Consider the following 24,249-nt stretch of genomic DNA (forward strand, 5'->3'; position numbering starts at 1 on the left):
TGGCGGATGCCGACATAATGCTCGCGCAGAGTTGACCGCCCCCTGGTTTTCGACGCCTGCTTCGCGGTCGACAAGCCAAACAAAACTTTGGTATTTAAAGAATACCATTAATTAAATATCGAGCCGATGATCCGGCCGATCCTGAATTATTGAAAGAATGTTGGCACTTATGGCCTTCACGGCAAAAGAACTCAGTCAAAATGAACATTTTCTGTCCGCTATATTGCATAGCGCGCATGAACTGATGGCGATCTACGATGAGAATCCGCGCATAGCCTCGATCTTTGCCGCGCAGCAAAGATGGCTTCTGGCGCATGCTGGCTATGCTCTCTTTCTCGGCTATCCGGATGATCCCACCCCGGCGCTCTACACCGGCAGGTTTGTCGATTTCGCGGTCAAGCATAAGCTTGCAAGCCGCAATACGGCGGCGGCATTCCTGAAGGAAATGATTGCTTACCGCTTCGTTCGGCCGATCGCCGGCGGTTCCGACCGCCGCATCATCTTGCTTGAGCCCACCGAAACGACCCGCGAATACATGGCCCGCTGGATCTACACGCATCTGCTGGTTCTGGATGCCCTGGACGGCGGCGACAGGATGGCGAGGACGACCGCCGATCCCGCTTCGGTGCTGCGAATGCAGCCGAAGATCGCCAAGATGATCCTGGATAGCGAAAGCCTGCAGAATCCCGGAGTAACTTTCGCTCTGTTCAACTGGGCGACCTCCGGCGGCGTGGTGATGGACTATCTCATCTCCCGAATCAGCAAGATTGATCCAGGCTCAGACAGGGTCCTGATCGACCCCATCTCGCCGAAGGTCATCCAGAGCCAGTTCATGATTTCGAGTACTCACCTGAAGCGGCTCTTGAAGCAGGCGACAGAACTCGGAAGCGTCGGCTGGGCCGGCGCTCCGGGCAAAAGCAGCTTCTGGCTCTCCCGAAACTTCGTCTCGGAATACTGGAACTATCAGGCCGAGAAATACGCGATCGTCGACACCGTCAGCCAAGCGGTCCTCGACCAGCCGGATCATTCAGCTCTGTCTGACGAAGAGCCTCTTTCTTATGCGCTCGCAAAGTCCGCATAGAGGAATGGGAGGCCAAACGGGACCCGACCGGTTCGGATCCCAAGCGCAAAGCATTTAAGATGGAGTCTGCCCACCCTGAGGATCGACGCAGCTATGCGCGGTGGTGCTTAGCGTGTGCTGAGGCCGTTGGCCGGTGCGGAGGCGATCTTATCGGCTCCCTCAATCTCCGGCTCGAGCTTCGGCGAGCGCTCGGCCTGCATCACCCGCCACTCGTTTTCCAGACGATCGACCACATGCACGGGTATTTCCTTCCGCACCGTTTCACGCTCTTGCATCGAGTTCTCCCTGACGTTGATGATCTTTGAATGCCACGGGAGAAATGCTTTGTAAATCACAGCATTAAAAAGTTTAAACGATTGAATTTATTTTAATCGATTAAAGCTGTGGATGCTTAGTCTTTCAAAATTGCAGCATAGCGGGGATCGAATTCCCGGCTGATCGGTCCGGCGGCTGCTCCGAGTGCGACGGACCAAGGGTCGGCCATCCCGATCTGCAGGCGCGCAACCGTACGATCCCGACGCTCGGCGATCGATGGCAGCAACGGCCCCATGGCCGCAATGAGCCGGTCCACCAAAATGCGCGGTGCGCTGCCGCATAAGATGACGGTCTGCGGATCGAAGATGGTTTCGATCAAATGCACGCTCCATCTGAGATCGTAGGCGGCTGCTTCGATCCATTCAACGATCCTGCGATCATCGGCCGATACCAGATCATGGATCTTGGCATAAAGATTCGGATCGGCCGGATCGAGAGACAGATATTGATAGAGTGAAGCGAGCGACGCGCGATGCTCGAGCGGGGTCGACTTGCCTCCGACCGTAAGCAAGGCCATCCCGATTTCGCCGGCATTGCCGTTCGCGCCAGTATAGAGCTCGCCGCCAAGAATGAGGCCGGCACCGATGCCGTAGCCGACATAGAGGCAAACCGCGTGATCCAGCCCGTGCGCCGCGCCGACCATTCGTTCGGCAATCGTCGCCGCGGCGGCGTCGTTTTGGATACTGACGTCAAGGCCGGTGCCGACGGCGAGGGTTTCAAGCAACGGAAACTTCTGCCATGCCTCCATCATCCAGGGATCGTCGCCGTTGCCGGCTAGGCCGAAGGGGCCTGGCATCGCCGCACCGAGGCCGACCAACCGCTGCTCGGATTGCGTCGCAACCTCCGCCAGTCGCTGCCGGACATCAGCAACAAGGTCGAGGATGACCTTGGCGCCCGTCGCCGGTCCACCCGAGGGAAGCTTCGCCTCCAGACGGATCAACACATTTCCGATGAGATCGACGGCAATTGCTCTCGTCATGTGCCGGTCGATTTGCAGGCCGATCGCAAATGCACCTTCCGGGACCAGAGCATAGGGCGTCGACGGCTGCCCACGCCCCCTGCGCACCGTCTGCTGCGATGTCACTAGGCCGTCGCGTTCCAGTTCGTCGATGATGTTGGAAACCGTCTGCTTCGTCAGCCGCGTCGCGCGCGCCAGATCCGCCCGTGAAAGCGCTCCATTGATGCGCAATGCATCGATCATAACTCGCCGGTTATGGGCGCTGGTGCCTTCATGATTGGTGCCGCTCTTGGCGCGGATCGGGCGCGTATCGTTCATGTGCAATTCCCTCTTGACACCAGTAGAATATTGAAGAAGTAATTAAGTCAAGACAATTGACTTAATAAGAAACCGGAGAGTTTCGTGGGAACAAAGGGCCGATAAAGGCTCGACGATGATCCGAAGAGATCAGGCATCCGACACCGGCTGCCTTCTCAACAACCGATCGCGACGCAAGCCGCCATCGGAAACGACGTGACAGTCAAAAACTGGAGGGTGGAATGTTGAAATCCATAAGCAAGACGTTGTTCGGAGCCGCGCTGATCGGCGCATCCTTCGCATCGCATGCATTTGCCGAAACGACGATCAACGCACTTTTCATGGCCCAGGCCGCCTATAGCGAAGCCGACGTGCGCGCCATGACCGATGCCTTCACCAAGGCTAATCCCGATATCAAGGTCAATCTCGAATTCGTTCCCTATGAGGGCCTGCACGACAAGACCGTGCTGGCACAGGGCTCCGGCGGCGGCTATGACGTCGTCCTCTTCGACGTGATCTGGCCGGCGGAATACGCGACGAACAAAGTGCTCGTCGACGTGTCCTCGCGCATTACCGACGACATGAAGAAGGGCGTGCTGCCCGGCGCCTGGACCACCGTTCAGTACGACAGAAAATATTTCGGCATGCCGTGGATTCTCGATACGAAATATCTGTTCTACAACAAGGAAATCCTTGAAAAGGCCGGCATCAAGGCCCCACCGAAAACCTGGGACGAGCTGACCGAACAGGCAAAGGCCATCAAGGACAAGGGCCTGCTCGCAACGCCGATCGCCTGGAGCTGGTCGCAGGCCGAAGCCGCGATCTGCGACTACACCACACTCGTCAGCGCCTATAAGGGTGATTTCCTGAAGGACGGCAAGCCGGCCTTCCAGACCGGTGGCGGCCTTGACGCCCTGAAATACATGGTTTCGAGCTACAAGTCCGGGCTTACCAATCCGAACTCCAAGGAATTCCTGGAGGAAGATGTCCGCAAGGTCTTCGAAAACGGCGACGCCGCTTTCGCGCTGAATTGGACCTACATGTACAACATGGCGAACGATCCAAAGGACAGCAAAGTGGCCGGCAAGGTCGGTGTCGTACCGGCGCCGGGCGTTGCAGGTAAGAGCGAAGCCTCTGCCGTGAACGGTTCGATGGGGCTCGGCATCACCTCCGCGAGCAAGCATCCGGACGAAGCCTGGAAATACATCAGCTTCATGACCTCTCAGGCGACCCAGAACCAGTACGCCAAGCTCAGCCTGCCGATCTGGGCATCCTCATATACGGATCCGGCTGTCACCAAGGGTCAGGAAGAACTCATCGCGGCGGCAAAGGTCGGCCTTGCAGCCATGTACCCGCGCCCGACGACGCCGAAATATCAGGAGCTTTCGACAGCACTGCAGCAGGCGATCCAGGAATCGCTGCTCGGCCAGTCCTCGCCGGAAGATGCTCTGAAATCGGCTGCCGATAACAGCGGCCTCTAAGGTCGCCGCCAACGGGCGACGCAAAGCGCCGCCCGTTTCCGATCCAGTCCGACAAATAAAAAGGGTGGCCTAAAAATGTCCGGCACCTGGATGACAACCCGCGCGTGGCTTTTGATGCTGCCGCTCCTCGTGGTGATGATCGCTGTCATCGGATGGCCCCTGGTGGATACCGTCCGTCTCTCCTTCACCGATGCCAAGCTCGTCGGCACAGAAGGCAATTTCGTCGGGATCGATAACTACACGAAGATGATCTCCGGTTCGAACTTCCAGCGAACCCTCGTCACGACCGCCTTGTTTGCGATCATTTCCGTTGCCGCCGAGATGGTGATCGGCGTGCTTGCCGCCTTGCTGCTCAATCAGGAATTCCACGGCCGCACCGCGTTGCGCGCTCTGATGATCCTGCCGTGGGCTCTGCCGACCGTCGTGAACGCGACACTCTGGCGGCTGATCTATAATCCGGAATATGGCGCACTGAACGCAGCGCTGACGCAGCTCGGCCTGATCGACGCCTATCGCTCCTGGCTGGGAGAGCCCGGCACCGCACTTTCGGCATTGATCGTCGCCGATTGCTGGAAGAACTTTCCTCTCGTCGCGCTGATTGCACTGGCGGCGCTGCAGGCGGTTCCGCGCGATATCACCGCCGCCTCGCTGGTCGACGGCGCCGGACCGATCGCCCGCTTTCGCTTTGTGATCCTGCCCTATCTCGCGGGACCGCTGATGGTGGCGCTGGTGCTGCGAACCATCGAAGCCTTCAAGGTCTTCGATATCATCTGGGTCATGACGCGCGGCGGCCCGGCAAATAGCACGCGCACATTGTCGATCCTGGTCTATCAGGAGGCTTTCTCCTTTCAGCGGGCCGGGTCCGGCGCGTCGCTGGCGCTGATGGTAACGCTGCTGGTGACCGTGCTCGCCGCCGGCTATGCCGCATTGGTGCGCAAGACAGTGGGGAGTGCTGCCTGATGGAGCGCAGGAACCCGATCTTCACCATCTTCATCTACGTCGCGGCCGTGCTGCTGGCCGCTGTCATCCTCGCCCCGATCCTCTGGCTGTTCGTCATGAGCATCTCGCCGGCCGCTGATCTCGCAGCGAAACCGCTACGCTGGTGGCCGCAAACGGCCGATTTTTCCCGTTATCGGCTGCTGTTCTCGACGATCGAGAACAGCACCGGCGCCGCCTTCACCTCCTCGCTGCGCAACAGCATCGAAATTGCGGGCATGGCAACGATCGCGGCCATTGCGCTTGCCATTCCGGCGGGCTGGGCGGTATCGCGCACGCCGTCCGTCGGCTGGTCGCTTTCCCTGGTGATTGCCACCTACATGCTGCCGCCGGTCGCGCTCGCCGTGCCGCTCTATATGGGCCTTGCCTATCTCGGCATGCTCAACAACGTCTTCGGACTTGCGCTCGTCTATCTCACGATCCTCGCTCCGTTCACGACCTGGCTAATGAAATCCGGATTTGACTCCATTCCGAAAGAAATCGAATCCGCCGCCATGATCGACGGTGCCGGCCTGTTCCAGACGCTGAAGATCATCACGCTGCCGCTTGCCATGCCGGTCATCGCGACATCGGCGCTCTTCGCGTTTCTGCTGGCCTGGGATGAATTCTTCTATGCGCTGCTTTTCACTTCGGACCAGCGTGCGAAGACTCTGACCGTCGCCATCGCCGATTTGGCGGGCGGACGTGTATCCGATTACGGACTGATTGCGACCGCCGGTGTGCTTGCCGCCCTGCCGCCGGTGCTGGTCGGTCTCGTCATGCAACGTGCCCTGATCTCGGGGCTGACAAGCGGCGGCGTCAAGGGATGACCATGACCGGACAAAAGACACGACCGACGGGGCTTGTTGCGATCGATCGCGAAATGGCACGCCAGCATGCGGACGCCATCGCGTCCTACGAAGGCGCTGGCGAAATGGCCGCCAAGGCCGCCGCCTCGCTGCAGAAGACGGGTAAGCTCATGCTTCTCGGCATGGGAGGATCGCATGCCGTCAATCGCGCGGTGGAACCACTCTATCGCGCTTTGGGTATCGATGCGATCGCAGCGCCGCTTTCCGAACAGCTCGGCCAGCCCTTGTCATTGGAGGGACGGACGATCTTCGTAACCTCCCAATCCGGCGAAAGCGCCGAAGTGGTTCGTTGGTTCAATGAGACCGGCGGCACGGACGAGACATTCGGGCTAACGCTCGAAGGCAACTCTTTCCTGGCAAAGGCTGCATCGTCCTTGGTCGGCGCGGGCGGCACGGAACTGGCCTTTGCCGCCACCCGCAGCCTGACCGTCACCTTCGCCCTGCATCTCGCCGTCCTTGCCGCGCTTGGCGAAGACCCGGCGGCCGCACTTGCGGTGCTGAAAGCGCCTCAGGACATCAATATCGCGGCCGCACTCGCCGCACTCGCGAATGTCGAAACGATCGTGACGTCCGGTCGCAGATTGCAGGGCGTCGCCGAAGCGCTTGCATTGGGTTTGACGGAGCTGTCCCGCCGCCCGTGCTTTTCGCTCGAAGGCGGACAGCTTCGGCACGGGCCGATGGAAATGCTCGGGCCAAACATTGGCGTCGTCCTGTTCCGCGGGCGCGACAATACGGCAGGCCTCGTCACTGCGATGATCGTTTCCGCGGTCGAAACCGGTGCGTCGACCGTCGTCTTTGATGCATCCGGCGAGGAGCCTGTGCCGGGAGCAGTGACGCTTCGCTTCGAGCCGGCGACCGGCCTTGCCGCAATCTTTGCCATGCTGTCGGTCGCGCAACGGCTGATGATCGCCTTTGCCGAAGCCCGCGTCGATAATGCCGGTACGCCCATCCGCTCGACGAAAATTACGCGGAGTGAATGAATGAAGCCGCTTGCAGTCATCGGCAATGTCAATGTCGACTTGATCCTTGGGCCGGCCGCACCTTGGCCGAAGGCGGGCACCGAGATCATCGTCGACCATGACGAGCTTCGTGTCGGCGGCGCGGCGGGGAATAGCGCGCTTGCCTGGGAAGGAATGGGCGTCAACTTCGAGATCGCGGCCAATGTCGGCAATGATCAGTTCGGCCGCTGGCTGAGCGAAGCCTTCGGCGAACGGGCTGCGAAATGGCCGGTGCGACCAGAGGGCACGACGCTTTCGGTTGGGATCACCCATCCGGACGGCGAGCGGACGTTCTTCACGACGCGCGGCCACCTGCCACGTCTCAGTCTTGCTGATGTCTTTGCCGTTCTTGACGGATCAACGCTTTCCGGCGGTTACGTCCTTCTCTGCGGCCCCTTCCTGACCGACGACCTGACGGGGGATTACGATGCATTGTTCGCCTGGGCCGACAAGCACCGGATCACGGTCGCACTCGACACCGGATGGCCGCTCGATGGCTGGACGGATGAAAATTGCGCCGCCACGCGCGGCTGGCTGTCGCGCTGCGGTATTGCCCTGTTGAATGAGGTGGAATCGACCACGCTCGCGGGTCTGGACGACCCTGCAGACGCCGCGCGCCATCTTCGCTCGCATATGCCGGACGGAGCGATCGTCGTCGTCAAACGCGGCCCCGATGGCGCGATTGCCATCGGCAGAGACGGCGCACTCGTTGTGGTCCCTGCACCTCAGGTGAAAGTCGTGGATACGATCGGCGCCGGCGACGTCTTCAATGCTGCATTTCTGGCCGCGCTTGCCCGCGGTGAGATGCTTTCCACCTGTTTAGCTGCGGGAACGGAGGTCGCATCGCGCGCCATTTCCACCCTTCCCCGCAGCTATGGCGAGCTCAAGGCTACCAAGGAGGCCGCACGATGAGCGCGCTCGAGATCCAGAATATCCGCAAGACATACGGCCAGGTCGAAACGCTGAAGGGCATTGATATCGCGCTGGAAAGCGGCGAATTCCTGGTGCTGCTCGGCTCTTCCGGCTGCGGCAAGTCCACGCTGCTGAACATCATCGCCGGTCTTGCCGAGGCGACCAGCGGCGATGTGCGGATTGGCACGCGCTCGGTACTTGGCGTGCATCCCAAGGACCGCGATATCGCCATGGTGTTCCAATCCTATGCGCTCTATCCAAACTTGACGGTCCACCGCAACATCGGCTTCGGTCTTGAGATGCGCAAAGTGCCGGCGGCAGAGCGCGACAAGGCCGTGCGCGAGGCTGCTAAACTGCTTCAGATCGAAAATCTGCTGGAGCGCAAGCCAAGCCAGCTTTCCGGCGGCCAGCGGCAGCGTGTTGCGATCGGCCGCGCGCTCGTGCGCAAGCCGGAAGTCTTCCTTTTCGATGAGCCGCTTTCGAACCTCGACGCCAAGCTGCGCATGGAAATGCGCACGGAACTCAAGCGTCTTCATCAGATGCTGAAGACCACGGTGGTCTACGTCACCCACGATCAGATCGAGGCAATGACGCTCGCCACCCGGATCGCCGTCATGCGGGACGGACGGATCGAACAATTGGGCACGCCGGAGGAGATCTACAACAGTCCCGCAACGCTCTATGTGGCAACCTTCGTCGGCGTACCGCCGATGAACCTCTTGAAGACCACGGTTCGCCCCGAAGGATTGCAGTTGCAAGGCGCAGGCACTTGCCTGCCGCTCCCCGAACGCTTCAAAGGCAAAGTCAAAGAGGGCCAACAACTTGTTCTCGGCATACGGCCGGAGGCATTGCGCCTGGAACAAGCGGCGTTATCGATCGAAGCCGTGCCCGAGATTGCAGAGTTGACCGGCCCCGAACTCGTCGTCACCGCCATCGCCGGAGATCAGCGATTGACGGCTTGCCTCCCTCCCCGCACGCCAATCGACCATAATGGCAAGCTCACGCTATTCTTCGGCGATGAAGCGATACATCTTTTCGACGCGGAAACGGGTCTTAGCTGCCTTCGATAGGCCAGATGGACCACTATTTTGCATCGTGAAAAATGATGCCGACGGTATGGCGCATGCCCGAACGAAGACGGCTGACGCCGTGCCGGAGGTTGACGCGGTAATTCCCCTTGGAGCCCTGGACCGGACAATTGTGGACCGCGAAGGCGACCGCGTCACCCTGGCGCAGCGGCACCACCTCGGCGCGACTTTGCATCCGCGGACGCTGTTCCGTCAAAACGAACTCACCGCCTGTAAAATCCCTTCCCGGTTCGGAAAGCAGGATCGCCACCTGCAGCGGGAATGCGAGGTCGCCGTAGAGATCCTGATGCAGACAATTGAAATCGCCTGGGACATATTGCAGCAGCAGCGGCGTCGGCCGCGTCTGGCCCGCATCATGACATTGCTTGAGGAAGTCCGCATGATCTGCGGGGTAACGCTGATCGATGCCCATGCGGCCGTTCCAGTCGTTGGCAACCTCGGCCAGCCGCGGATAAAGCGCGGTGCGCAAACCGCCAAGCAGATCGGGCAGCGGATATTTGAAATAGCGGTATTCTCCTTTGCCGAAGCCATGCCGCGCCATGTGAATATGGCTGCGAAAACGCTCTTCCTGCGGATAAAGGCCGGCAATCTCCCGGCACTCCTCGGGCGACAAAAGCTTTTCCATGACAGCGCAACCAAACCCGCTCAACTCCTCTGATAGCTTCTGCCAGTCATACCCGGCGACACGCGCCTCTGCGGACCGCGCCGCGGGGGCCGATGGATTGAGCTTCGAATGAGCATTCATGACTTGGCTTCCTTCTCGATGAGCGCGCGCTTTCGTTCGATGCCCCAGCGATAGCCGGACAACGTGCCATTGCTGCGGGCGACCCGATGGCAAGCTATGCCCAAGGCGATCGCGTTTGCCGCGCAAGCACTGGCGACGGCGCGAACGGCCTTCGGCTTACCGATGCGCCGGGCAAGCGCGGCGTAGGTGACTATGGCCCCGCAGGGGATTGCCCGAAGGGCATCCCACACCCGGCGTTGGAACGGTGTGCCGCGCCGCATGTCGAGCGGCAGATCAAGCCCGGCATCCGGTCTCGCGACAAACCGAACAACCTTGTCGATATCGTCGCGGAGGCGCGCTTCGTTTGAGATCAGTTTGCTCGTCGGAAAGCAGGCGGCGAGATCCTCGGTCAGTTCCTCACCATTCGACGCGACCAGGATAGCACAGACGCCGAGGGCGCTGCGAGCGACGAGAATTTTGCCCAATGCGCTATCGCCGATCGAATAGGCGATATCGTTTGAAGCTTCTACGCTCTTCGTCGAGAGCTTGGGCCGCGAGGCGGTTTCCATGTTGATGACGTTCATTGGCTTAACTCCATGATCTTTCTGATGACCATAGAGCCGCGGCCATTCCTCCTCACTCCGGTCCTTGCTTTCAAATCAGCAAGTTTCTCGGCCGTGGGAAAAACAATTCATTTTCGGTGGTGCCGATCCGATCGCAATGTCCCGATCATCGGATGAAGGATCGGCCGATAGCCGGCCTGGAGGGCCATGAAGGTTGACGGCGGCGTCAACATGCCCTCGGCGTGCCTGAGCGCCTGCGGCGGCTCATAGCCATGCTCGGTCCAGCGATAAGCGTGGCCACCGGCGATCATGCAGGCCGAACCGGATGCGACGACAACCGTACCGTCCGGCAGGTCGGGGAGTGACTCCGGAAGCGGATGGATCCGTTTTCGCCTGCGGTCCATGCGTTCGCCGTGCAGGACAGCGTCCATAACGGCAACCGAGGGTTCAGCCTGCCCTCTCGCGCCGGCCCATGCCGCGCGAAATGCCTTGGCCGCATCACGCCGGCAGAAGAAACACGGGCGATGACCGGCGGCCAGCGCCACCGCTTCGTCCAGAAAGAACAGTTCGGTCCAGCTCCTGTTGGCCATGACATCGCGGCGGCGGCCTTTGTATTCGCAAGTGCAAACCAGCCATGCCTTGCTTGACCAGCGTTTGTTCAGCAGCGTTTTGGTTGCCGGATCGTGGATGATGCCGCGATTGCCCGTGAACAGTCCTCGTTGCGGAATCGCAACGATATCGCCGAAGGGAGTGACGCGATTCTGAAGGGGAGCGCTCATGTCAAAATAGTGCCTCGCTCGCGCGGCGGGCGCCAGAGATATCGCCGCATGACACCGCGATGCGGAGAAATGCTCATCAGATTCTCAACGGCCTTCGGTCGCTTCACGGTCGAGCAGAACGCGTTTTCGCTCTACGCCCCAGGCATAGCCGGAAAGCGAACCATCGTTCCGCACCACGCGATGGCATGGGATTGCGACGGCCAAATTGTTGGCCGCGCATGCTCCGGCGACGGCCCGCACCGCCTTGGGCGAACCGATCCGGCGGGCGATTTCCATGTAGGAGACGGTGCGGCCAACCGGGATTTCCCGCAGCGCCTGCCAAACCCGCTGTTGAAATGCCGTACCGCGAACGTCGAGCGGCAAGTCGATCCCAAGACCTGGCGCCTCCACCAGGCCGACGACACGCGCCACAAGGGCTTCGTACTCCCCGTCCGCACCAATCAGGTTGGCGTTGGGAAAACGATCCTGAAGATTGCGCACCATCGCCTCGGGGTCGCTGCCGAGGAGAATGGCCGCCACGCCTTTCCTGCTCGACGCCACTAGGATCGCGCCCAGCGACGATTGACCGACCGCGAAGCGGATATCTTCGTTGGCGCCTCCCGATCGATACTGGGTTGGCGTCATTCCGAGCATAACGGTGGATTTTTCGTAGAAACGCCCGCTCGAATTGAACCCGGCATCGTAGATCGCCTCGGTCACGCTGTTGCCGTTCGCAAGGCCTTCACGGACTTTCGCCGCGCGGTGTGCCGAGGCGTAGTCCTTGGGCGTCAGGCCGGTTGCCGATTTGAACAGCCGATGGAAATGGCTGGCGCTGCGTCCGGCCGCCTCCGCGAGCTCGTGCAAGGACGGTTCTTCCTCACTCTCTTCGATCAATCGGCAAACGCGCGCAATGATGGCGGTATTCTCACCGTCTGAGGAAAGACCATCCGGCTTGCATCGCTTGCAGGGGCGAAAGCCAGTCGCTTTGGCGGCCTGGAGTGAATCATGCAATTGCACGTTCTTGGGGTTTGCGGTTCGCGATGGACAGGAGGGCCGGCAATAGACACCGGTCGTTGCCACCGAATACCAGAGATGGCCATCGGCGGTTCGATCGCGGGCGACGATACGCGCCCAGCGCGGATCATCGGCCACTGCCGTTTGTGTAAAAGCTGTCCGGTTTCTGGGCATCACGGTCATGTCGTTCGTCCCTGTGCGATCCAGAGTCAGAACATCATTCTTGGCAGCGGAAGAACCGCGCAGCCACCCGATTCCTGCGTGAGCGGAGATTATCCGAAGGTCGCCGCCCGAAAAATGGGCGGCGACCTGCCATCAGGCGACCTTGATGAGGCCGAGCTGCGTGAGCGCGGTCACACCGTCGTCGAGGCCGATTTCCTCGGCGATCTTGCCATTCTCGATGCGCAGGATCGTGGTGCCGGTGAAGTGCATCTTGCGTCCGGTCGCAGTCGGCAGCGATCCGACCAGAAAGTCGGAAAACGCCGGACCGGTATGCGTGCCGCCACCTTCCCACTGGCCGACGACATAGTCGCCTTCGGCAATGAGGTCGGCGGTGCCCCAGAAATTGAGATCCGGGAATGCCGCGCGGAAACCGATCATGAAGTCCCTGATGTCGTCATGACCGCGACGCGGCTCATGCAGCGAATATTTCAACAGCATGTCCGGTGCGGCGAGGTCGGCGACGACGGACAGGTTGCAGGTCTCACCCCAGAATTCAGTGAACCAGCGCACGACGATGGCCTTGTTGTCCTCTTCTTTGCCCATGTGAAGTTCCTTTTTGATGTATCCATTGGGGATCATCGATCTCGATCGACGACCTGAGCAAAGGGATAGGCCGATCCGCCAGCGTCAAAACTCCGGTTCTTGCTCCGCAATCGAATCCGTCCAACGCGTGCTTTACGGCCGCGCATGATGACAGACGACACGTAAAGAGAGATGCTTGAGTTTGAAAGCAAGGAACGGGGTGCCGGCCGACCGGATCGGTGGGAAAGTTCGCCTGTTACAGAGGGAGAACGCAGATGAAAGCTCAAATCACCACGCTTGTCGCATTCGCGATCTTCGCAGCCTCTCCGGCATCCGCTATCCAGCGGCTGCAAACGGCCTCAAGGTCGTGTTCCGAAATTCAATCCTTCGTTCAGGCAAACCGCTCGGTCATCCTGCAATATCCGTCGGCGCGGGGTTCCGGTGCCCTGCTTTATGATCGCGCCGTTGCCAATTCCGATGTTTGCCTTGGCAACGGCTTCGGCGAACGAAGCTCTGTGCCGTCGAGGGACCAGCGTAATTGCGCCATCTGGGTCTGCCGCTCCAGCACCGATCTGCGCCCGTGACTAGGCGCATGCAGCGGCACGCATCGTCGCCGCGCCAGTGCTGCAAGAAATGACGAACATCTAATTTAAGGAATAGGCGACAAAGGCATTTAGATTTGATAAAACTAGACTACCGGTTGCGGTTTGACGTGTCGGTAAAATTTGCCGGGCGCCTTCGCACCGCCAACCGGATCGTGGTGGAGGAGGAGAGTGCTATGGCGGCGTTCCATGTCATGGCCGGTGCGAAGGGCGAATTTACGCGCCCCGAGGTCCGCAAGATTGGTATCGCGGACCTTATGGATGCACTGAGGTCGGGACTTGATGACTTCAGAGAGAAACCATCCCATTATGTTTTTCTCTGTCTTATGTACCCGATAGCAGGCATCTTTCTGGTCATGTGGAGCTCCGGTGCCGACCTGCTGCCGCTGCTTTATCCCTTGATGTCGGGCTTTGCGCTGATTGGTCCGATCGCGGCCATCGGTCTCTACGAGATCAGTCGACGCCGTGAGCAGGGACTGGATAGTTCCTGGCATCATGCCTTAGAGGTTCGCCACTCGCCGGCGCTGCCGTCGATCATTGCGGTCGGCCTCATGTTGCTCGTGCTTTTCGTCGCCTGGCTGATCGTCGCACAGCTCATCTACGCCATGACCTTCGATGAGGCCGGTCTGACCTCGATCTCCACTTTTTTATCGGACGTGCTGACGACCCCGCGCGGTTTCTCGCTGATGCTGTGGGGAAACCTAGCCGGTTTTATCTTCGCAATCATTGTTTTGGCGACGACGGTGGTGACCTTCCCGTTGCTGCTGGACCGGGATATCGGCGCTGTTGCAGCCATCGACGCAAGCATACGCGCAACCCTTGCCAATCCAGGACCGGTCGCCCTTTGGGGATTGATCGTCGCGGCATTGCTCGTCGTCGGCACCATCCCGATCTTTGCCGGCCTTGCAGTCGTCATGCCTATCCTCGGGCATTCGACCTGGCACCTGTATCGAAAATTGATTGCCCCCGCCTACCCGAACCGCACGCCTTGAATTCGCAAAGGAAATTTACTCCGGCATCATCCTCCAAGCCGTTGCGAGCTGCCACATGTCAGTCGCCTTGGTTGGGATAGCGATGAAGAGAATGAGGATTGCCATGTCTTACCACTTTCTTCCGATCTGTCTGCTTTTCGCCGTTTCTTTTTCATTTGATGCCCTCGCGCAGGAGGGTGATGCCACGGCAGGCGCCACCGTCTTCAAGAAATGCGCCATCTGCCATGTAGCCGAAACGGATCAGAACAAGGTCGGCCCGTCGCTGAACGGCCTGTTCGGCAGGACGGCCGGAACACACCCGAATTTCGCCTATTCGCCGGCCATGCAGGAGGCGGGCAAGGGCGGCCTGGTGTGGAGCGAGACGACGCTCCGCGACTATTTGCACGCCCCCCAGGCGAAGGTGAAGGGCACGAAAATGACCTTCGTCGGCCTGAAGGACGATACCGAGATTACCAATCTGATCGCCTATCTGAAGCAATACTCCAAATAGCGAGATGCCTGATATGGACGAGCTGTTTTCTGCGTCGCCGGTCGGATCGGCGGAAGTTCGGTTCAATATGGCACGTCCCCTTCCAGTCCGCGGCGTGGGTATGCTGCGTGCGGTTCGGCTGGATCAACCACTACCTTTGCCGCAATTGCCCGGGTGATTTGTTCATGAGATAATACTAAAACGTTTCGCGATGAGATTGTGGAAACGTTCGCGGCCGGGTCAGGGAGGAGACGATGGCTGTCGTATTGATTCTCGTTCTGCTGGTGGTGGGATCGATCGGGTTCCATCTGCTGAGCCCTTGGTGGTGGACGCCGATCGCGTCCAATTGGAGCTATATCGACAACACGATCGTCATCACGTTCTGGATCACCGGCGTGGTTTTCACGGTCGTCGTGTTGTTTATCGCCTATTGCGTGCTCCGCTTCAGGCACCGCGCCGGAAACCGGGCGGCATACCAGCCCGAAAACAAGCGGTTGGAATGGTGGCTCGCCGCCGGAACGGCAATCGGCGTGGCAGCAATGCTCGCGCCGGGCTTGTTCGTGTGGAAACAGTTCGTCACGGTGCCGCCCGATGCCAGCGAGGTCGAAGTCGTCAGTCAGCAATGGCAATGGAGTTTCCGACTGCCGGGCGCGGACGGAAAGCTCGGGCGGGCGAACACGCGCGATGTGACGCCGGACAATCCGCTCGGCTTGAACAAGAGCGATCCCGCGGGACTGGACGACGTCATCGTCGAAGGTGGCGAGCTGCACATACCCGCCGGCAAGCCGGTCAAGATGCTTCTGCGTTCGATCGACGTTCTGCACGATTTCTACGTACCGGAATTCCGGGCCAAGATGGACATGATCCCCGGCACGGTGACCTATTACTGGTTCACACCAACACGGACGGGAACCTTCGAAGTTCTCTGCGCGGAATTATGTGGCGTCGGTCATCCGCAGATGCGCGGCACGGTCGTCGTCGATACCGATACCGCCTATCAAGCCTGGCTGCAGCAGCAGCCGACTTTCGCGAAATCGCTAGCGTCCGTGGAAAAGTCGGCGGCCAAGTAAGTGCCATCGGCACTTGAGGAGGAAGGCCGCGTCGAAGGAATAGGGAGGATGGAATATGGTCGATATTGGGTCCGGCACCGAGCAGGTCATCCAGCCCGCTGAAGTCGAGGATGTAGAGCTTTATCATCCGAAAAGCTGGTGGACGAGATATGTCTTCAGTCAGGATGCCAAGATCATCGCCATTCAGTATTCCCTGACCGCCATTTCGATCGGCATGGTGGCGCTGGTGCTGTCCTGGCTGATGCGCCTGCAGCTCGGCTTTCCCGGCTATTTCTCCTTCATCGACGCGGAGCATTATTATCAGTTCATCACCATGCACGGCATGATCATGGTGATCTACCTGCTGACGGCGCTGTTCCTCGGCGGATTCGGCAACTATCTGATCCCATTGATGCTCGGCGCCCGCGATATGGTGTTTCCTTACGCGAACATGCTGAGCTACTGGCTCTATCTGCTTGCGGTCATCGTGCTGGTCGTCGGTTTCTTCGCGCCCGGCGGGCCGACCGGCGCCGGCTGGACGCTGTATCCGCCACAGGCTCTTCTATCGGGTACGCCTGGAGGGCGTGACTGGGGCATCATCCTGATGCTCTCGTCGCTGATCCTCTTCATCATCGGCTTTACCATGGGCGGGCTGAACTATGTCGTCACCGTGCTGCAGGGACGCGCCCGTGGCATGACACTGATGCGGATGCCCCTGACGGTATGGGGCATATTCACCGCAACCGTGATGGCGCTGCTCGCCTTCCCGGCACTTTTCGTCGCCGCCGTCATGATGCTGTTCGACCGCTTGCTCGGTACGAGCTTCTTCATGCCCGCCATCGTCGAGATGGGCCAGCAGTTGCAGCAAGCGGGCGGCAGCCCCATCTTGTTCCAGCATCTCTTCTGGTTCTTCGGTCACCCCGAAGTCTATATCGTCGCGCTCCCAGCCTTCGGCATCGTCTCGGACCTGATCAGCACTCATGCGCGCAAGAACATCTTCGGCTACAGGATGATGGTCTGGGCGATCGTCATCATTGCCGCGCTGAGCTTTATCGTATGGGCGCATCATATGTATGTCAGCGGAATGAATCCGAACTTCGGGTTCTTTTTCGCGACCACGACCTTGATCATCGCCATTCCGACGGCAATCAAGGTCTATAACTGGGTGCTGACCCTCTGGCGCGGCGATATTCATCTGACATTGCCGATGCTGTTTGCACTGGCCTTTATCGTCACATTCATCAATGGCGGGCTGACCGGCCTCTTTCTCGGCAATGTCGTCGTCGACGTGCCGCTGTCCGACACCATGTTCGTCGTTGCCCATTTCCATATGGTGATGGGGGTCGCGCCGATCCTGGTGATCTTTGGCGCAATCCATCATTGGTATCCGAAAATCACCGGGCGCATGCTGAACGTGACGATGGGCCATATCCACTTCTGGATCACCTTCCTCGGCGCCTATGCGATCTTCTTCCCGATGCACTATCTCGGCCTGATGGGCGTGCCGCGCCGCTATTACGAACTGGGCGAAACGGCCTTCATTCCACCGTCGGCGCATACGCTGAACATGTTCATCACTGTCGCCGCACTGATCGTCGGCGCGGCTCAGCTTCTGTTCCTGTTCAATCTCGCCTGGAGCCTTCGCTGGGGCCGGCAGGCGGGCGGCAATCCGTGGCGGGCAACGACATTGGAATGGCAGACGCCGCAGACGCCGCCTGCGCACGGAAATTGGGGCAAGGAGCTGCCGATCGTCTACCGCTGGCCGTATGACTATAGTGTCCCCGGCGCGGATCAGGACTTCCTGCCGCAGAACCAGCCGGCGCCGAGCAGATTGCCCGAAAGGGCGCCATCATGAGCGCCATTCTCATCTTCATGGCTGGGCTTTTCGGCATCATCGCCTGGTGGATGGTGCGGCAGCGGCTGACCTCGAAGCCCTGGTTGGAGACGGGTTTGGCAGGCGATGCGCCGGAGATGCGGGGATCGCCGGCGACAGCGGCGAAAGTCGGCCTCGGCATCTTTCTCGCCGTCGTCGGCGCCTTGTTCACGCTCCTCATCAGCGCTTATCTTACACGCCTCAGCGGCTCCGATTGGTGGAGCATCCCGATCCCTCGGCTGCTTTGGGTGAATACCGCCGCGCTTGCCGCCAGCAGCGTCGCACTGCAATGGGCAAAAACCGAAGCCCGTCTTGGGCGCAGCGAGATGCTGAACACGGCGCTAGCCGTGGCGTTCGTGCTGGCTGTGCTCTTCCTTGCCGGGCAGCTTCTGGCATGGCGGCAATTGGTTGCGGCCGGCTACTTCCTTGCGGACAACCCATCGAACAGTTTCTTCTACATGATCACCGGGCTGCACGGCCTGCACATTCTAGGCGGCCTTTTCGTGCTCGGACGGACGACAATCCGCGCCCAAGCCGCCAACCGCGCGCCGGCGAGAATCCGCCTGAGCGTGGATCTCTGCGCCATCTACTGGCATTTCATGCTCGTTGTCTGGCTGGTTCTTTTTGCGCTCTTCGCCGGCTGGGCAAACAGTTTCGCCGATCTCTGCCGTCAATTGGTCACCTGAGGAGCTTCGACGATGACCGAATCCATAGAAAGACCGGTACACGATCCACTTCTGCGGCCAGCGGGATTGCGCGGCGTCGCGGCCGATCTGTCATCGGACCAGCGGGCGTTCAAGAACGTCTCCTGGGGCAAGGCGATGATGTGGATCTTCCTCCTGAGCGACACCTTCATTTTCGGGTGTTTTCTGCTGGCCTACATGACGGCGCGCATGTCGACCAACGTCCCCTGGCCCAATCCCAGCGAGGTTTTCGCGCTCAAGATCGGCGGCCAGGAAATCCCGCTGATCCTGATCGCAATCATGACCTTCGTCCTCATCAGCAGCAGCGGCACGATGGCCATGGCCGTCAACTTCGGATACCGCCATGATCGCCGCAAGACGGCCGTGCTGATGCTGGTGACGGCGGCCCTTGGCGCGACATTCGTCGGAATGCAGGCATTCGAATGGACCAAACTGATTACGGAGGGCGTCCGCCCCTGGGGAAACCCATGGGGTGCGGCGCAGTTCGGTTCGTCCTTTTTTATGATCACCGGCTTTCACGGCACCCACGTCTCGATCGGCGTCCTTTTTCTCCTGATCATGGCACGCAAGGTATGGCGGGGAGATTTCGATCAGGGAAGACGCGGGTTCTTCACCAGTCGCAAGGGCCATTATGAAATCGTCGAGATCATGGGGCTTTATTGGCACTTCGTCGATCTGGTCTGGGTCTTTATTTTTGCATTCTTCTATCTGTGGTGAGGATGGCATCATGGCACAGACGCAGGCACATTCCGGGCAGCAGCATCCGATACGGCTTTACATGGTGGTCTGGGGGCTGCTTTTCGTCCTCAGCACCTTCTCCTATCTCGTCGACTATCTCGGCATTCAGGGCTATTTCCGATGGTTTCTGATCCTGCTGTTCATGATCCTGAAGGCGGGGCTGATCGTCGCCGTCTTCATGCACATGGCCTGGGAACGGCTGGCGTTGATCTACGCCATCCTGGTTCCGCCGGTCCTGGTGCTTGTCTTCGTCGCTCTGATGGTATCGGAATCGCACTATACGGCGCTTAACCGGCTCGCCTTTTTCGGCGCCGGCCAATAGGGGATGAAGCGGCCATATTGCCGATAGTGGAGCCGGTAGCGAGGAGCGGACTTGCCGGTTCTCGCCCTTCCTCGCACAACCTTTTGAAGATTTCGATCTCGAAAATCTGGGGAACCCATCCCGCCTGTCTCAGTTGTTCCAACGTACGACTTGAACAATGGAGACAAAAAATGAGCAAAAGCGACGTTCACAAGCTCCAGAAGCGAGCCGAACGACAAGTAAAAAACACCAGCGCCGGTGGCCATCTAGGCGGAACCTATTTTGGTCAGCAGCCTGACGGCAAGACAATCTCGTCATCCAGCAATGACAGCGCCAAAGCGCGCAAGAACGATGGAAGCAACTAGTTCCATTGTAAGTCAGACCAGCATAGCGCCCAACCTCCCCGAGGCGCCAAGAGCATAGGCATACAAAGTCCCGGACAGAGCCAAACGTTTGTCCGAGCGTCTTCGTCAATCTCCGCGACGATGGCCCGCCCGAGCGGGCGAGCCACCCTCGGAATTCTCAGAAGTCCATTCCGGCGCCGGGGGGCAAGGCCGGTGCGGAGTCCTTCTTCGGCTTCTCTGCGATCATCGCTTCTGTCGTCACCAATAGCCCCGCAATGGAGGCTGCATCCTGTAGCGCCGTGCGCACCACCTTGGCTGGGTCGATCACGCCCATGGCGTAGAGGTCGCCATATTCGTTGGTCTGAGCGTTCCAGCCGAACGAGAAATCGGCATTTTCGCGCAGCTTGCCGACGATGATCGAGCCCTCAGCGCCGGAGTTCTCGGCAATCTGGCGGACAGGCGCTTCGATTGCGCGGCGGACGATCTCGACACCGACGCGCTGGTCGTCATTTTCTGCCTTCAGCCCGTCGAGCGATTTGACGGCGCGCAGCAGCGCCACGCCACCACCTGGCAGGATACCTTCCTCAACGGCGGCGCGCGTCGCATGCAAGGCGTCGTCGACGCGATCCTTCTTTTCCCTCACCTCGATTTCAGTCGAGCCGCCGACGCGGATGACGGCGACGCCGCCGGCGAGCTTGGCAAGGCGCTCCTGCAGCTTTTCGCGGTCGTAGTCGGAGGTGGTTTCTTCGATCTGGGCACGGATCTGCGTGACGCGCCCTTCGATCTCGCTCTTCGCTCCGGCTCCATCGATGATGGTGGTGTTCTCCTTTTCGATCATCACCTTCTTGGAACGGCCGAGCATATTCAGCGTGACGCTTTCCAGCTTGATGCCGAGATCCTCGGAAATGACCGTGCCGCCCGTCAGGATGGCAATGTCTTCCAGCATGGCCTTGCGACGATCACCGAAGCCAGGAGCCTTGACGGCGGCGATCTTCAGGCCGCCCCGCAGCTTGTTGACGACGAGCGTCGCAAGCGCTTCGCCTTCGACATCCTCGGCAATGATCAGAAGCGGGTTGCTCGATTGCACCACAGCTTCCAGGATCGGCAGCATGGCTTGAAGATTGGAGAGCTTCTTCTCGTGGATCAGGATATAAGGATCTTCCAACTCCACCCGCATCTTTTCCGGGTTGGTCACGAAGTAGGGGCTGAGGTAGCCGCGGTCGAACTGCATGCCTTCAACGACCTCGAGTTCGGTTTCCGCAGTCTTGGCTTCTTCTACGGTGATGACGCCTTCGTTGCCGACCTTTTCCATCGCTTGGGCGAGATAGCGCCCGATTTCCGGGTCGCCATTGGCTGAGATGGTGCCGACCTGAACGATCTCGGAATTGTTGGATATCTTGCGGGCGTTGGTCTTCAGTTCCTTGACGACGGCGTCGACGGCAAGGTCGATACCGCGCTTGAGGTCCATCGGGTTCATGCCTGAGGCGACCGCCTTGGCGCCTTCGCGAACGATGGCCTGGGCGAGAACGGTTGCGGTCGTCGTGCCATCACCGGCGATATCGCTTGTTCTGGAGGCGACTTCTCGCAGCATCTGGGCGCCCATGTTTTCGAACTTGTCTTCCAGTTCGACTTCCTTGGCGACGGTGACACCATCCTTGGTGATGCGCGGGGCGCCGAAGGACTTGTCGATGACGACGTTACGGCCCTTCGGACCGAGCGTCACCTTGACCGCATTGGCGAGAATATCCACCCCCTTCATCATGCGTTCACGAGCATCGGTGTGAAATTTGACTTCTTTGGCAGCCATTTTTTACTCCTCCATAGGCGGCGGCACAGTTTTGACTAATGCTTGAAAGAAAACGGCTCAGGCGGCCCTCTGGTCTGCCGCTTGGACATCGATGATACCTAAAACGTCGCTTTCCTTCATGATCAGCAGGTCTTCATTGTCGATCTTGATCTCGGTGCCGGACCATTTTCCGAACAGGATGCGGTCTCCCGCCTTGACATCGAGCGGCTGGATCTGACCGGCCTCATTGCGAGCCCCGGGACCGACGGCAATGACTTCGCCTTCCTGCGGCTTCTCCTTGGCGGTGTCGGGGATGATGATGCCGCCCTTGGTCTTTTCTTCAGACTCGACGCGGCGAACGAGAATGCGATCGTGAAGCGGTCGGAACGTCATGTTCTCCTCCATGGCAAACAATGATGATCAATGCCCCTTGATCGGGTCAGACAACCGTCCGGATAGGTGCCGAAGCCCTCCAGCTTCCGGTGAAATTTGATCTGGCTCCGGAAATTGCGTTTTCAAGGAGACGAGCAAGATTTTAGCACTCTATATCTTCGACTGCTAATGCGATCGAAAGAGGTTTTGTCAGTATTGCGAACGTTCCGGCCTTGCTTCGCCCATTCTTTCACGGGACAAGCATCACATGAGCGTTCCAACGACACATCCTTTCGCCTTCGATCCAACCTATGGCATGAAGCTTAAACAGCTCCTCGCGATCGAACCGCCGGAGGCGGCGCCGGGTTTCGACGATTTTTGGACCGAGCGGTATCGGCGCGCGACTGCGGTCGATCCTCAGCCGAAACTCCTTCGCAGCAAAATCGAACATCCCGACTGGCATGTTCTCGACATGACCTACACATCGACCGGCGCGTTTCAGATCGGCGGCTGGCTGCTTCTTCCCCGTGATGGGCCGGTGCGGCGCGGCCTCGTCGTCGGGCACGGCTATGGCGGGCGAGATCTGCCCGACTTCGATTTGCCGGTGAAAGATACGGCCGTATTATTCCCCTGCTTTCGCGGGCTGTCCCTCAGCGCTCATCCGCCGATTCCGAACGATCCCGGCGGGCATGTTCTCTACGGTATCGAAAAGCCGGATTCCTACATTATCGGCGGCTGCGTCGACGATCTGTGGCTTGCCGTCTCGACGCTTGTTGCCCTTTATCCCTGGCTGGCGGGGCATATCGGCTATAGCGGCATCAGCTTCGGCGGCGGTATCGGGGCGCTGGCGATCCCTTTCGATACCCGGATCGATCGCGGGCATCTCGTGGTCCCGACCTTCGGGCACCGGTCGCTGTGGATGACCTTGCCGACAATCGGCAGCGCCCAATCCGTCCAGGCATACCAGAAGAAGCACGAAAGCGTGCTTGAGACCTTGCGCCTGTTTGATGCGGCGAGCGCGGCTGCCCGCATCAAGGTTCCGATGCTCGTCGCTCCGGCACTCTTCGATCCGGCGGTGGCTCCGCCTTGCCAATTCGCTGTCGCGAATTCGTTGGCAAAATTTAACGAAATCTTCATCCTCGACGCTGGCCATTTCGATTATGTTGGCAGCAGCGAGCAGAATGCGCTCCTTCATGAAAAAGTCCGACGATTTTTCAAGGTGCCATGAATCGGGAATACCTGCGCTGGTACAGCCAGCGCCTGCATCGAGAGATGGAGCTATTGGTGTTCGGCCACGCCGGCGCCAAGGTATTGATGTTTCCGACGAGGGACGGGCGTTTCTGGGAGTACGAGCAGCTTGGCGTCGTTGCCAGCCTTGCCGACAAATTGCAGGCCGGTCATCTGCAGCTCTACTGTATCGAGGGTCTCGCCACCGAGACCTTTTACGGATCCCGGCACCATCCGGCCGAGCGCATTCGCCGGCATGCCGCGTTCGAGGAATATATTCTGAACGAAGTTCTGCCGCTGATGGCGCAGAAAAACCCTCATGACTGCACCATCGTACACGGCTGCAGCCTCGGCGCTTTCCAGGCCGCCAGCCTCGTCTTTCGCCACCCCCACCTCTTTCGCAAGCTGGTTGCTTTTTCAGGCCGTTACGATCTGACGATGAAGGTCGAATCCTTTGGCGATCTCTTCGAGGGTTACTACGACGACGATATCTATTTTCACACCCCGATGCACTTCCTTCCAGGGCTTGCCTGCGAGTGGCAGCTTGAAAGGCTGCGCCAGATCGACATCGTCCTTACCATCGGGGATGCCGATCCCTTCCTCGACAACAACCGCCACCTGAGCCGGCTTCTCGTCGACAAACAGGTCGGACATCAACTGTATGTCTGGGGCGGGCGTGCCCATCGGGCCGGTGCCTGGCGTAAAATGCCGGCGCTGTACATTTGACGACCGGCCAGAGCGGCGGCCGAAGCTAGACCCGCGGAGGCTTTATCGCCGCGAGATGTGGTCCCGAAGCGATCCAGGTATCACCGAACGGCCGGCTTACACCAAGCCGACCGGAATAGGCGCAAGCTTCTTGCTGGCACCGTAATCGCGCTCGTGAGATCTGCGGTTACGCTTCTCGCGACTTGAGGAAAAGTCGATACGATCGTGTTCCATCATGCCATCCGGATAGGTTCCGGTGTCTTCGGTTTCCACTTCGGACTGAGCGGTGACGATTTTGAAATTCATCATG

General features: G+C 59.5%; 28 protein-coding genes. 18 read left to right on the forward strand and 10 right to left on the reverse strand.

Annotated features, from left to right (window positions below; all coding sequences use genetic code 11):
* The first annotated feature begins 169 nt into the window (after window positions 1-169).
* Window positions 170-1,081, forward strand: coding sequence for a hypothetical protein (locus tag QA648_RS27065; protein ID WP_283054282.1), 912 nt, complete (start codon window positions 170-172; stop codon window positions 1,079-1,081).
* 107 nt (window positions 1,082-1,188) lie between these two features.
* Here the strand turns inward: QA648_RS27065 and QA648_RS27070 are convergent, their stop codons facing one another.
* Together QA648_RS27070 and QA648_RS27075 are read right to left on the reverse strand one after the other, a co-directional pair.
* A complete protein-coding gene (locus QA648_RS27070; protein WP_260304240.1) occupies window positions 1,189-1,356 on the reverse strand; it encodes a hypothetical protein in 168 nt (55 codons plus the stop codon).
* Window positions 1,357-1,472: 116 nt separating this feature from the next.
* Entirely contained in the window at window positions 1,473-2,672 is a 1,200-nt protein-coding gene (locus tag QA648_RS27075; protein WP_283051820.1) for an ROK family transcriptional regulator, read from the reverse strand.
* 221 nt (window positions 2,673-2,893) lie between these two features.
* On the opposite strand from QA648_RS27075, the gene QA648_RS27080 reads away from it, so the two are divergent.
* From QA648_RS27080 to ugpC, 6 genes are all read left to right on the forward strand, one after another.
* The gene (locus tag QA648_RS27080) at window positions 2,894-4,132 is read left to right on the forward strand and encodes an extracellular solute-binding protein (RefSeq protein WP_283051821.1); all 1,239 of its coding nucleotides are present in this window, start codon (window positions 2,894-2,896) and stop codon (window positions 4,130-4,132) included.
* 75 nt (window positions 4,133-4,207) lie between these two features.
* Entirely contained in the window at window positions 4,208-5,092 is an 885-nt protein-coding gene (locus QA648_RS27085; RefSeq protein WP_283051823.1) for a sugar ABC transporter permease, read from the forward strand.
* Window positions 5,092-5,937 (forward strand): carbohydrate ABC transporter permease, encoded by an 846-nt coding sequence (locus tag QA648_RS27090; RefSeq protein ID WP_283051825.1) that lies wholly within the window; start codon window positions 5,092-5,094, stop codon window positions 5,935-5,937. The genes QA648_RS27085 and QA648_RS27090 overlap by 1 nt, the downstream gene beginning before the upstream one ends.
* Window positions 5,934-6,956: an SIS domain-containing protein gene (locus QA648_RS27095; protein WP_283051827.1), complete on the forward strand. Its 1,023-nt coding sequence runs from the start codon at window positions 5,934-5,936 to the stop codon at window positions 6,954-6,956. Before QA648_RS27090 ends, QA648_RS27095 begins: the two co-directional genes overlap by 4 nt.
* Window positions 6,957-7,886, forward strand: a complete 930-nt coding sequence (locus tag QA648_RS27100) for a PfkB family carbohydrate kinase (RefSeq protein ID WP_260304246.1) — start codon at window positions 6,957-6,959, stop codon at window positions 7,884-7,886.
* The gene (gene ugpC / locus QA648_RS27105) at window positions 7,883-8,956 is read left to right on the forward strand and encodes a sn-glycerol-3-phosphate ABC transporter ATP-binding protein UgpC (RefSeq protein ID WP_283051829.1); all 1,074 of its coding nucleotides are present in this window, start codon (window positions 7,883-7,885) and stop codon (window positions 8,954-8,956) included. The genes QA648_RS27100 and ugpC overlap by 4 nt, the downstream gene beginning before the upstream one ends.
* Before the next feature lie 13 nt (window positions 8,957-8,969).
* Here the strand turns inward: ugpC and QA648_RS27110 are convergent, their stop codons facing one another.
* From QA648_RS27110 to QA648_RS27130, 5 genes are all read right to left on the reverse strand, one after another.
* Window positions 8,970-9,719, reverse strand: coding sequence for a 2OG-Fe(II) oxygenase (locus QA648_RS27110; RefSeq protein WP_283051830.1), 750 nt, complete (start codon window positions 9,717-9,719; stop codon window positions 8,970-8,972).
* Complete coding sequence (locus tag QA648_RS27115) at window positions 9,716-10,282, reverse strand: methylated-DNA--[protein]-cysteine S-methyltransferase (protein WP_283051832.1); 567 nt, start codon at window positions 10,280-10,282, stop codon at window positions 9,716-9,718. Before QA648_RS27115 ends, QA648_RS27110 begins: the two co-directional genes overlap by 4 nt.
* Before the next feature lie 107 nt (window positions 10,283-10,389).
* Window positions 10,390-11,040 carry a hypothetical protein gene (locus tag QA648_RS27120; RefSeq protein WP_283051834.1) on the reverse strand — a complete coding sequence of 217 codons (651 nt, stop codon included), beginning with the start codon at window positions 11,038-11,040 and terminating at the stop codon, window positions 10,390-10,392.
* An 84-nt stretch (window positions 11,041-11,124) separates the two neighbouring features.
* Window positions 11,125-12,216, reverse strand: coding sequence for a bifunctional DNA-binding transcriptional regulator/O6-methylguanine-DNA methyltransferase Ada (gene ada / locus QA648_RS27125; protein WP_283051836.1), 1,092 nt, complete (start codon window positions 12,214-12,216; stop codon window positions 11,125-11,127).
* Between the two features lie 132 nt (window positions 12,217-12,348).
* Window positions 12,349-12,798 (reverse strand): ester cyclase, encoded by a 450-nt coding sequence (locus QA648_RS27130; RefSeq protein WP_283051838.1) that lies wholly within the window; start codon window positions 12,796-12,798, stop codon window positions 12,349-12,351.
* Window positions 12,799-13,052: 254 nt separating this feature from the next.
* Between QA648_RS27130 and QA648_RS27135 the strand changes: the two genes are divergently transcribed.
* The 9 genes from QA648_RS27135 to QA648_RS27175 all read left to right on the forward strand — a co-directional run bounded on the left by QA648_RS27135 (window position 13,053) and on the right by QA648_RS27175 (window position 19,870).
* Window positions 13,053-13,361: a hypothetical protein gene (locus tag QA648_RS27135; RefSeq protein WP_104827288.1), complete on the forward strand. Its 309-nt coding sequence runs from the start codon at window positions 13,053-13,055 to the stop codon at window positions 13,359-13,361.
* Window positions 13,362-13,555: 194 nt separating this feature from the next.
* Window positions 13,556-14,371, forward strand: a complete 816-nt coding sequence (locus QA648_RS27140; protein WP_283051840.1) for a DUF2189 domain-containing protein — start codon at window positions 13,556-13,558, stop codon at window positions 14,369-14,371.
* 103 nt (window positions 14,372-14,474) lie between these two features.
* The gene (locus tag QA648_RS27145) at window positions 14,475-14,861 is read left to right on the forward strand and encodes a cytochrome c family protein (protein ID WP_283051841.1); all 387 of its coding nucleotides are present in this window, start codon (window positions 14,475-14,477) and stop codon (window positions 14,859-14,861) included.
* Window positions 14,862-15,094: 233 nt separating this feature from the next.
* On the forward strand, window positions 15,095-15,910 hold the full coding sequence (locus QA648_RS27150) for a cytochrome c oxidase subunit II (protein WP_283051843.1): 816 nt from the start codon (window positions 15,095-15,097) through the stop codon (window positions 15,908-15,910).
* A gap of 55 nt (window positions 15,911-15,965) precedes the next feature.
* Window positions 15,966-17,744: a cytochrome c oxidase subunit I gene (locus QA648_RS27155; protein ID WP_283051846.1), complete on the forward strand. Its 1,779-nt coding sequence runs from the start codon at window positions 15,966-15,968 to the stop codon at window positions 17,742-17,744.
* Window positions 17,741-18,448 (forward strand): cytochrome c oxidase subunit 3, encoded by a 708-nt coding sequence (locus QA648_RS27160; RefSeq protein ID WP_283051848.1) that lies wholly within the window; start codon window positions 17,741-17,743, stop codon window positions 18,446-18,448. The genes QA648_RS27155 and QA648_RS27160 overlap by 4 nt, the downstream gene beginning before the upstream one ends.
* 12 nt (window positions 18,449-18,460) lie before the next feature.
* Window positions 18,461-19,183: a heme-copper oxidase subunit III family protein gene (locus QA648_RS27165; RefSeq protein WP_260304258.1), complete on the forward strand. Its 723-nt coding sequence runs from the start codon at window positions 18,461-18,463 to the stop codon at window positions 19,181-19,183.
* A gap of 10 nt (window positions 19,184-19,193) precedes the next feature.
* The gene (locus QA648_RS27170) at window positions 19,194-19,526 is read left to right on the forward strand and encodes a cytochrome C oxidase subunit IV family protein (RefSeq protein WP_104827295.1); all 333 of its coding nucleotides are present in this window, start codon (window positions 19,194-19,196) and stop codon (window positions 19,524-19,526) included.
* Window positions 19,527-19,696: 170 nt separating this feature from the next.
* Entirely contained in the window at window positions 19,697-19,870 is a 174-nt protein-coding gene (locus tag QA648_RS27175) for a hypothetical protein (protein WP_181316012.1), read from the forward strand.
* Between the two features lie 157 nt (window positions 19,871-20,027).
* On the opposite strand, the gene groL is transcribed toward QA648_RS27175, so the two are convergent.
* On the reverse strand, window positions 20,028-21,656 hold the full coding sequence (groL, locus tag QA648_RS27180; RefSeq protein WP_283051850.1) for a chaperonin GroEL: 1,629 nt from the start codon (window positions 21,654-21,656) through the stop codon (window positions 20,028-20,030).
* A 57-nt stretch (window positions 21,657-21,713) separates the two neighbouring features.
* Window positions 21,714-22,028, reverse strand: a complete 315-nt coding sequence (groES, locus tag QA648_RS27185) for a co-chaperone GroES (RefSeq protein ID WP_104827297.1) — start codon at window positions 22,026-22,028, stop codon at window positions 21,714-21,716.
* Between the two features lie 247 nt (window positions 22,029-22,275).
* Between groES and QA648_RS27190 the strand changes: the two genes are divergently transcribed.
* Both QA648_RS27190 and QA648_RS27195 read left to right on the forward strand, forming a co-directional pair.
* Window positions 22,276-23,235, forward strand: coding sequence for an acetylxylan esterase (locus QA648_RS27190; protein ID WP_283051853.1), 960 nt, complete (start codon window positions 22,276-22,278; stop codon window positions 23,233-23,235).
* Window positions 23,232-23,960: an alpha/beta hydrolase-fold protein gene (locus QA648_RS27195; protein WP_283051854.1), complete on the forward strand. Its 729-nt coding sequence runs from the start codon at window positions 23,232-23,234 to the stop codon at window positions 23,958-23,960. The genes QA648_RS27190 and QA648_RS27195 overlap by 4 nt, the downstream gene beginning before the upstream one ends.
* Before the next feature lie 96 nt (window positions 23,961-24,056).
* Here QA648_RS27195 and QA648_RS27200 read toward each other — a convergent pair whose 3' ends face one another.
* Window positions 24,057-24,248 carry a hypothetical protein gene (locus QA648_RS27200; protein ID WP_245464099.1) on the reverse strand — a complete coding sequence of 64 codons (192 nt, stop codon included), beginning with the start codon at window positions 24,246-24,248 and terminating at the stop codon, window positions 24,057-24,059.
* Window position 24,249 lies beyond the last annotated feature (1 nt).

Origin of the sequence: Rhizobium sp. CB3171, from assembly GCF_029714265.1 — a bacterium.
Taxonomy (GTDB): Bacteria; Pseudomonadota; Alphaproteobacteria; order Rhizobiales; family Rhizobiaceae; genus Rhizobium.

Bases quoted from the DNA above. Each gene is read 5' to 3' on its own strand.
- QA648_RS27065 (WP_283054282.1), top strand. From the start codon at position 170: ATGGCCTTCACGGCAAAAGAACTCAGTCAAAATGAACATTTTCTGTCC.
- QA648_RS27070 (WP_260304240.1), bottom strand. From the start codon at position 1,356: ATGCAAGAGCGTGAAACGGTGCGGAAGGAAATACCCGTGCATGTGGTC.
- QA648_RS27075 (WP_283051820.1), bottom strand. From the start codon at position 2,672: ATGAACGATACGCGCCCGATCCGCGCCAAGAGCGGCACCAATCATGAA.
- QA648_RS27080 (WP_283051821.1), top strand. From the start codon at position 2,894: ATGTTGAAATCCATAAGCAAGACGTTGTTCGGAGCCGCGCTGATCGGC.
- QA648_RS27085 (WP_283051823.1), top strand. From the start codon at position 4,208: ATGTCCGGCACCTGGATGACAACCCGCGCGTGGCTTTTGATGCTGCCG.
- QA648_RS27090 (WP_283051825.1), top strand. From the start codon at position 5,092: ATGGAGCGCAGGAACCCGATCTTCACCATCTTCATCTACGTCGCGGCC.
- QA648_RS27095 (WP_283051827.1), top strand. From the start codon at position 5,934: ATGACCATGACCGGACAAAAGACACGACCGACGGGGCTTGTTGCGATC.
- QA648_RS27100 (WP_260304246.1), top strand. From the start codon at position 6,957: ATGAAGCCGCTTGCAGTCATCGGCAATGTCAATGTCGACTTGATCCTT.
- ugpC (WP_283051829.1), top strand. From the start codon at position 7,883: ATGAGCGCGCTCGAGATCCAGAATATCCGCAAGACATACGGCCAGGTC.
- QA648_RS27110 (WP_283051830.1), bottom strand. From the start codon at position 9,719: ATGAATGCTCATTCGAAGCTCAATCCATCGGCCCCCGCGGCGCGGTCC.
- QA648_RS27115 (WP_283051832.1), bottom strand. From the start codon at position 10,282: ATGAACGTCATCAACATGGAAACCGCCTCGCGGCCCAAGCTCTCGACG.
- QA648_RS27120 (WP_283051834.1), bottom strand. From the start codon at position 11,040: ATGAGCGCTCCCCTTCAGAATCGCGTCACTCCCTTCGGCGATATCGTT.
- ada (WP_283051836.1), bottom strand. From the start codon at position 12,216: ATGACCGTGATGCCCAGAAACCGGACAGCTTTTACACAAACGGCAGTG.
- QA648_RS27130 (WP_283051838.1), bottom strand. From the start codon at position 12,798: ATGGGCAAAGAAGAGGACAACAAGGCCATCGTCGTGCGCTGGTTCACT.
- QA648_RS27135 (WP_104827288.1), top strand. From the start codon at position 13,053: ATGAAAGCTCAAATCACCACGCTTGTCGCATTCGCGATCTTCGCAGCC.
- QA648_RS27140 (WP_283051840.1), top strand. From the start codon at position 13,556: ATGGCGGCGTTCCATGTCATGGCCGGTGCGAAGGGCGAATTTACGCGC.
- QA648_RS27145 (WP_283051841.1), top strand. From the start codon at position 14,475: ATGTCTTACCACTTTCTTCCGATCTGTCTGCTTTTCGCCGTTTCTTTT.
- QA648_RS27150 (WP_283051843.1), top strand. From the start codon at position 15,095: ATGGCTGTCGTATTGATTCTCGTTCTGCTGGTGGTGGGATCGATCGGG.
- QA648_RS27155 (WP_283051846.1), top strand. From the start codon at position 15,966: ATGGTCGATATTGGGTCCGGCACCGAGCAGGTCATCCAGCCCGCTGAA.
- QA648_RS27160 (WP_283051848.1), top strand. From the start codon at position 17,741: ATGAGCGCCATTCTCATCTTCATGGCTGGGCTTTTCGGCATCATCGCC.
- QA648_RS27165 (WP_260304258.1), top strand. From the start codon at position 18,461: ATGACCGAATCCATAGAAAGACCGGTACACGATCCACTTCTGCGGCCA.
- QA648_RS27170 (WP_104827295.1), top strand. From the start codon at position 19,194: ATGGCACAGACGCAGGCACATTCCGGGCAGCAGCATCCGATACGGCTT.
- QA648_RS27175 (WP_181316012.1), top strand. From the start codon at position 19,697: ATGAGCAAAAGCGACGTTCACAAGCTCCAGAAGCGAGCCGAACGACAA.
- groL (WP_283051850.1), bottom strand. From the start codon at position 21,656: ATGGCTGCCAAAGAAGTCAAATTTCACACCGATGCTCGTGAACGCATG.
- groES (WP_104827297.1), bottom strand. From the start codon at position 22,028: ATGACGTTCCGACCGCTTCACGATCGCATTCTCGTTCGCCGCGTCGAG.
- QA648_RS27190 (WP_283051853.1), top strand. From the start codon at position 22,276: ATGAGCGTTCCAACGACACATCCTTTCGCCTTCGATCCAACCTATGGC.
- QA648_RS27195 (WP_283051854.1), top strand. From the start codon at position 23,232: ATGAATCGGGAATACCTGCGCTGGTACAGCCAGCGCCTGCATCGAGAG.
- QA648_RS27200 (WP_245464099.1), bottom strand. From the start codon at position 24,248: ATGATGAATTTCAAAATCGTCACCGCTCAGTCCGAAGTGGAAACCGAA.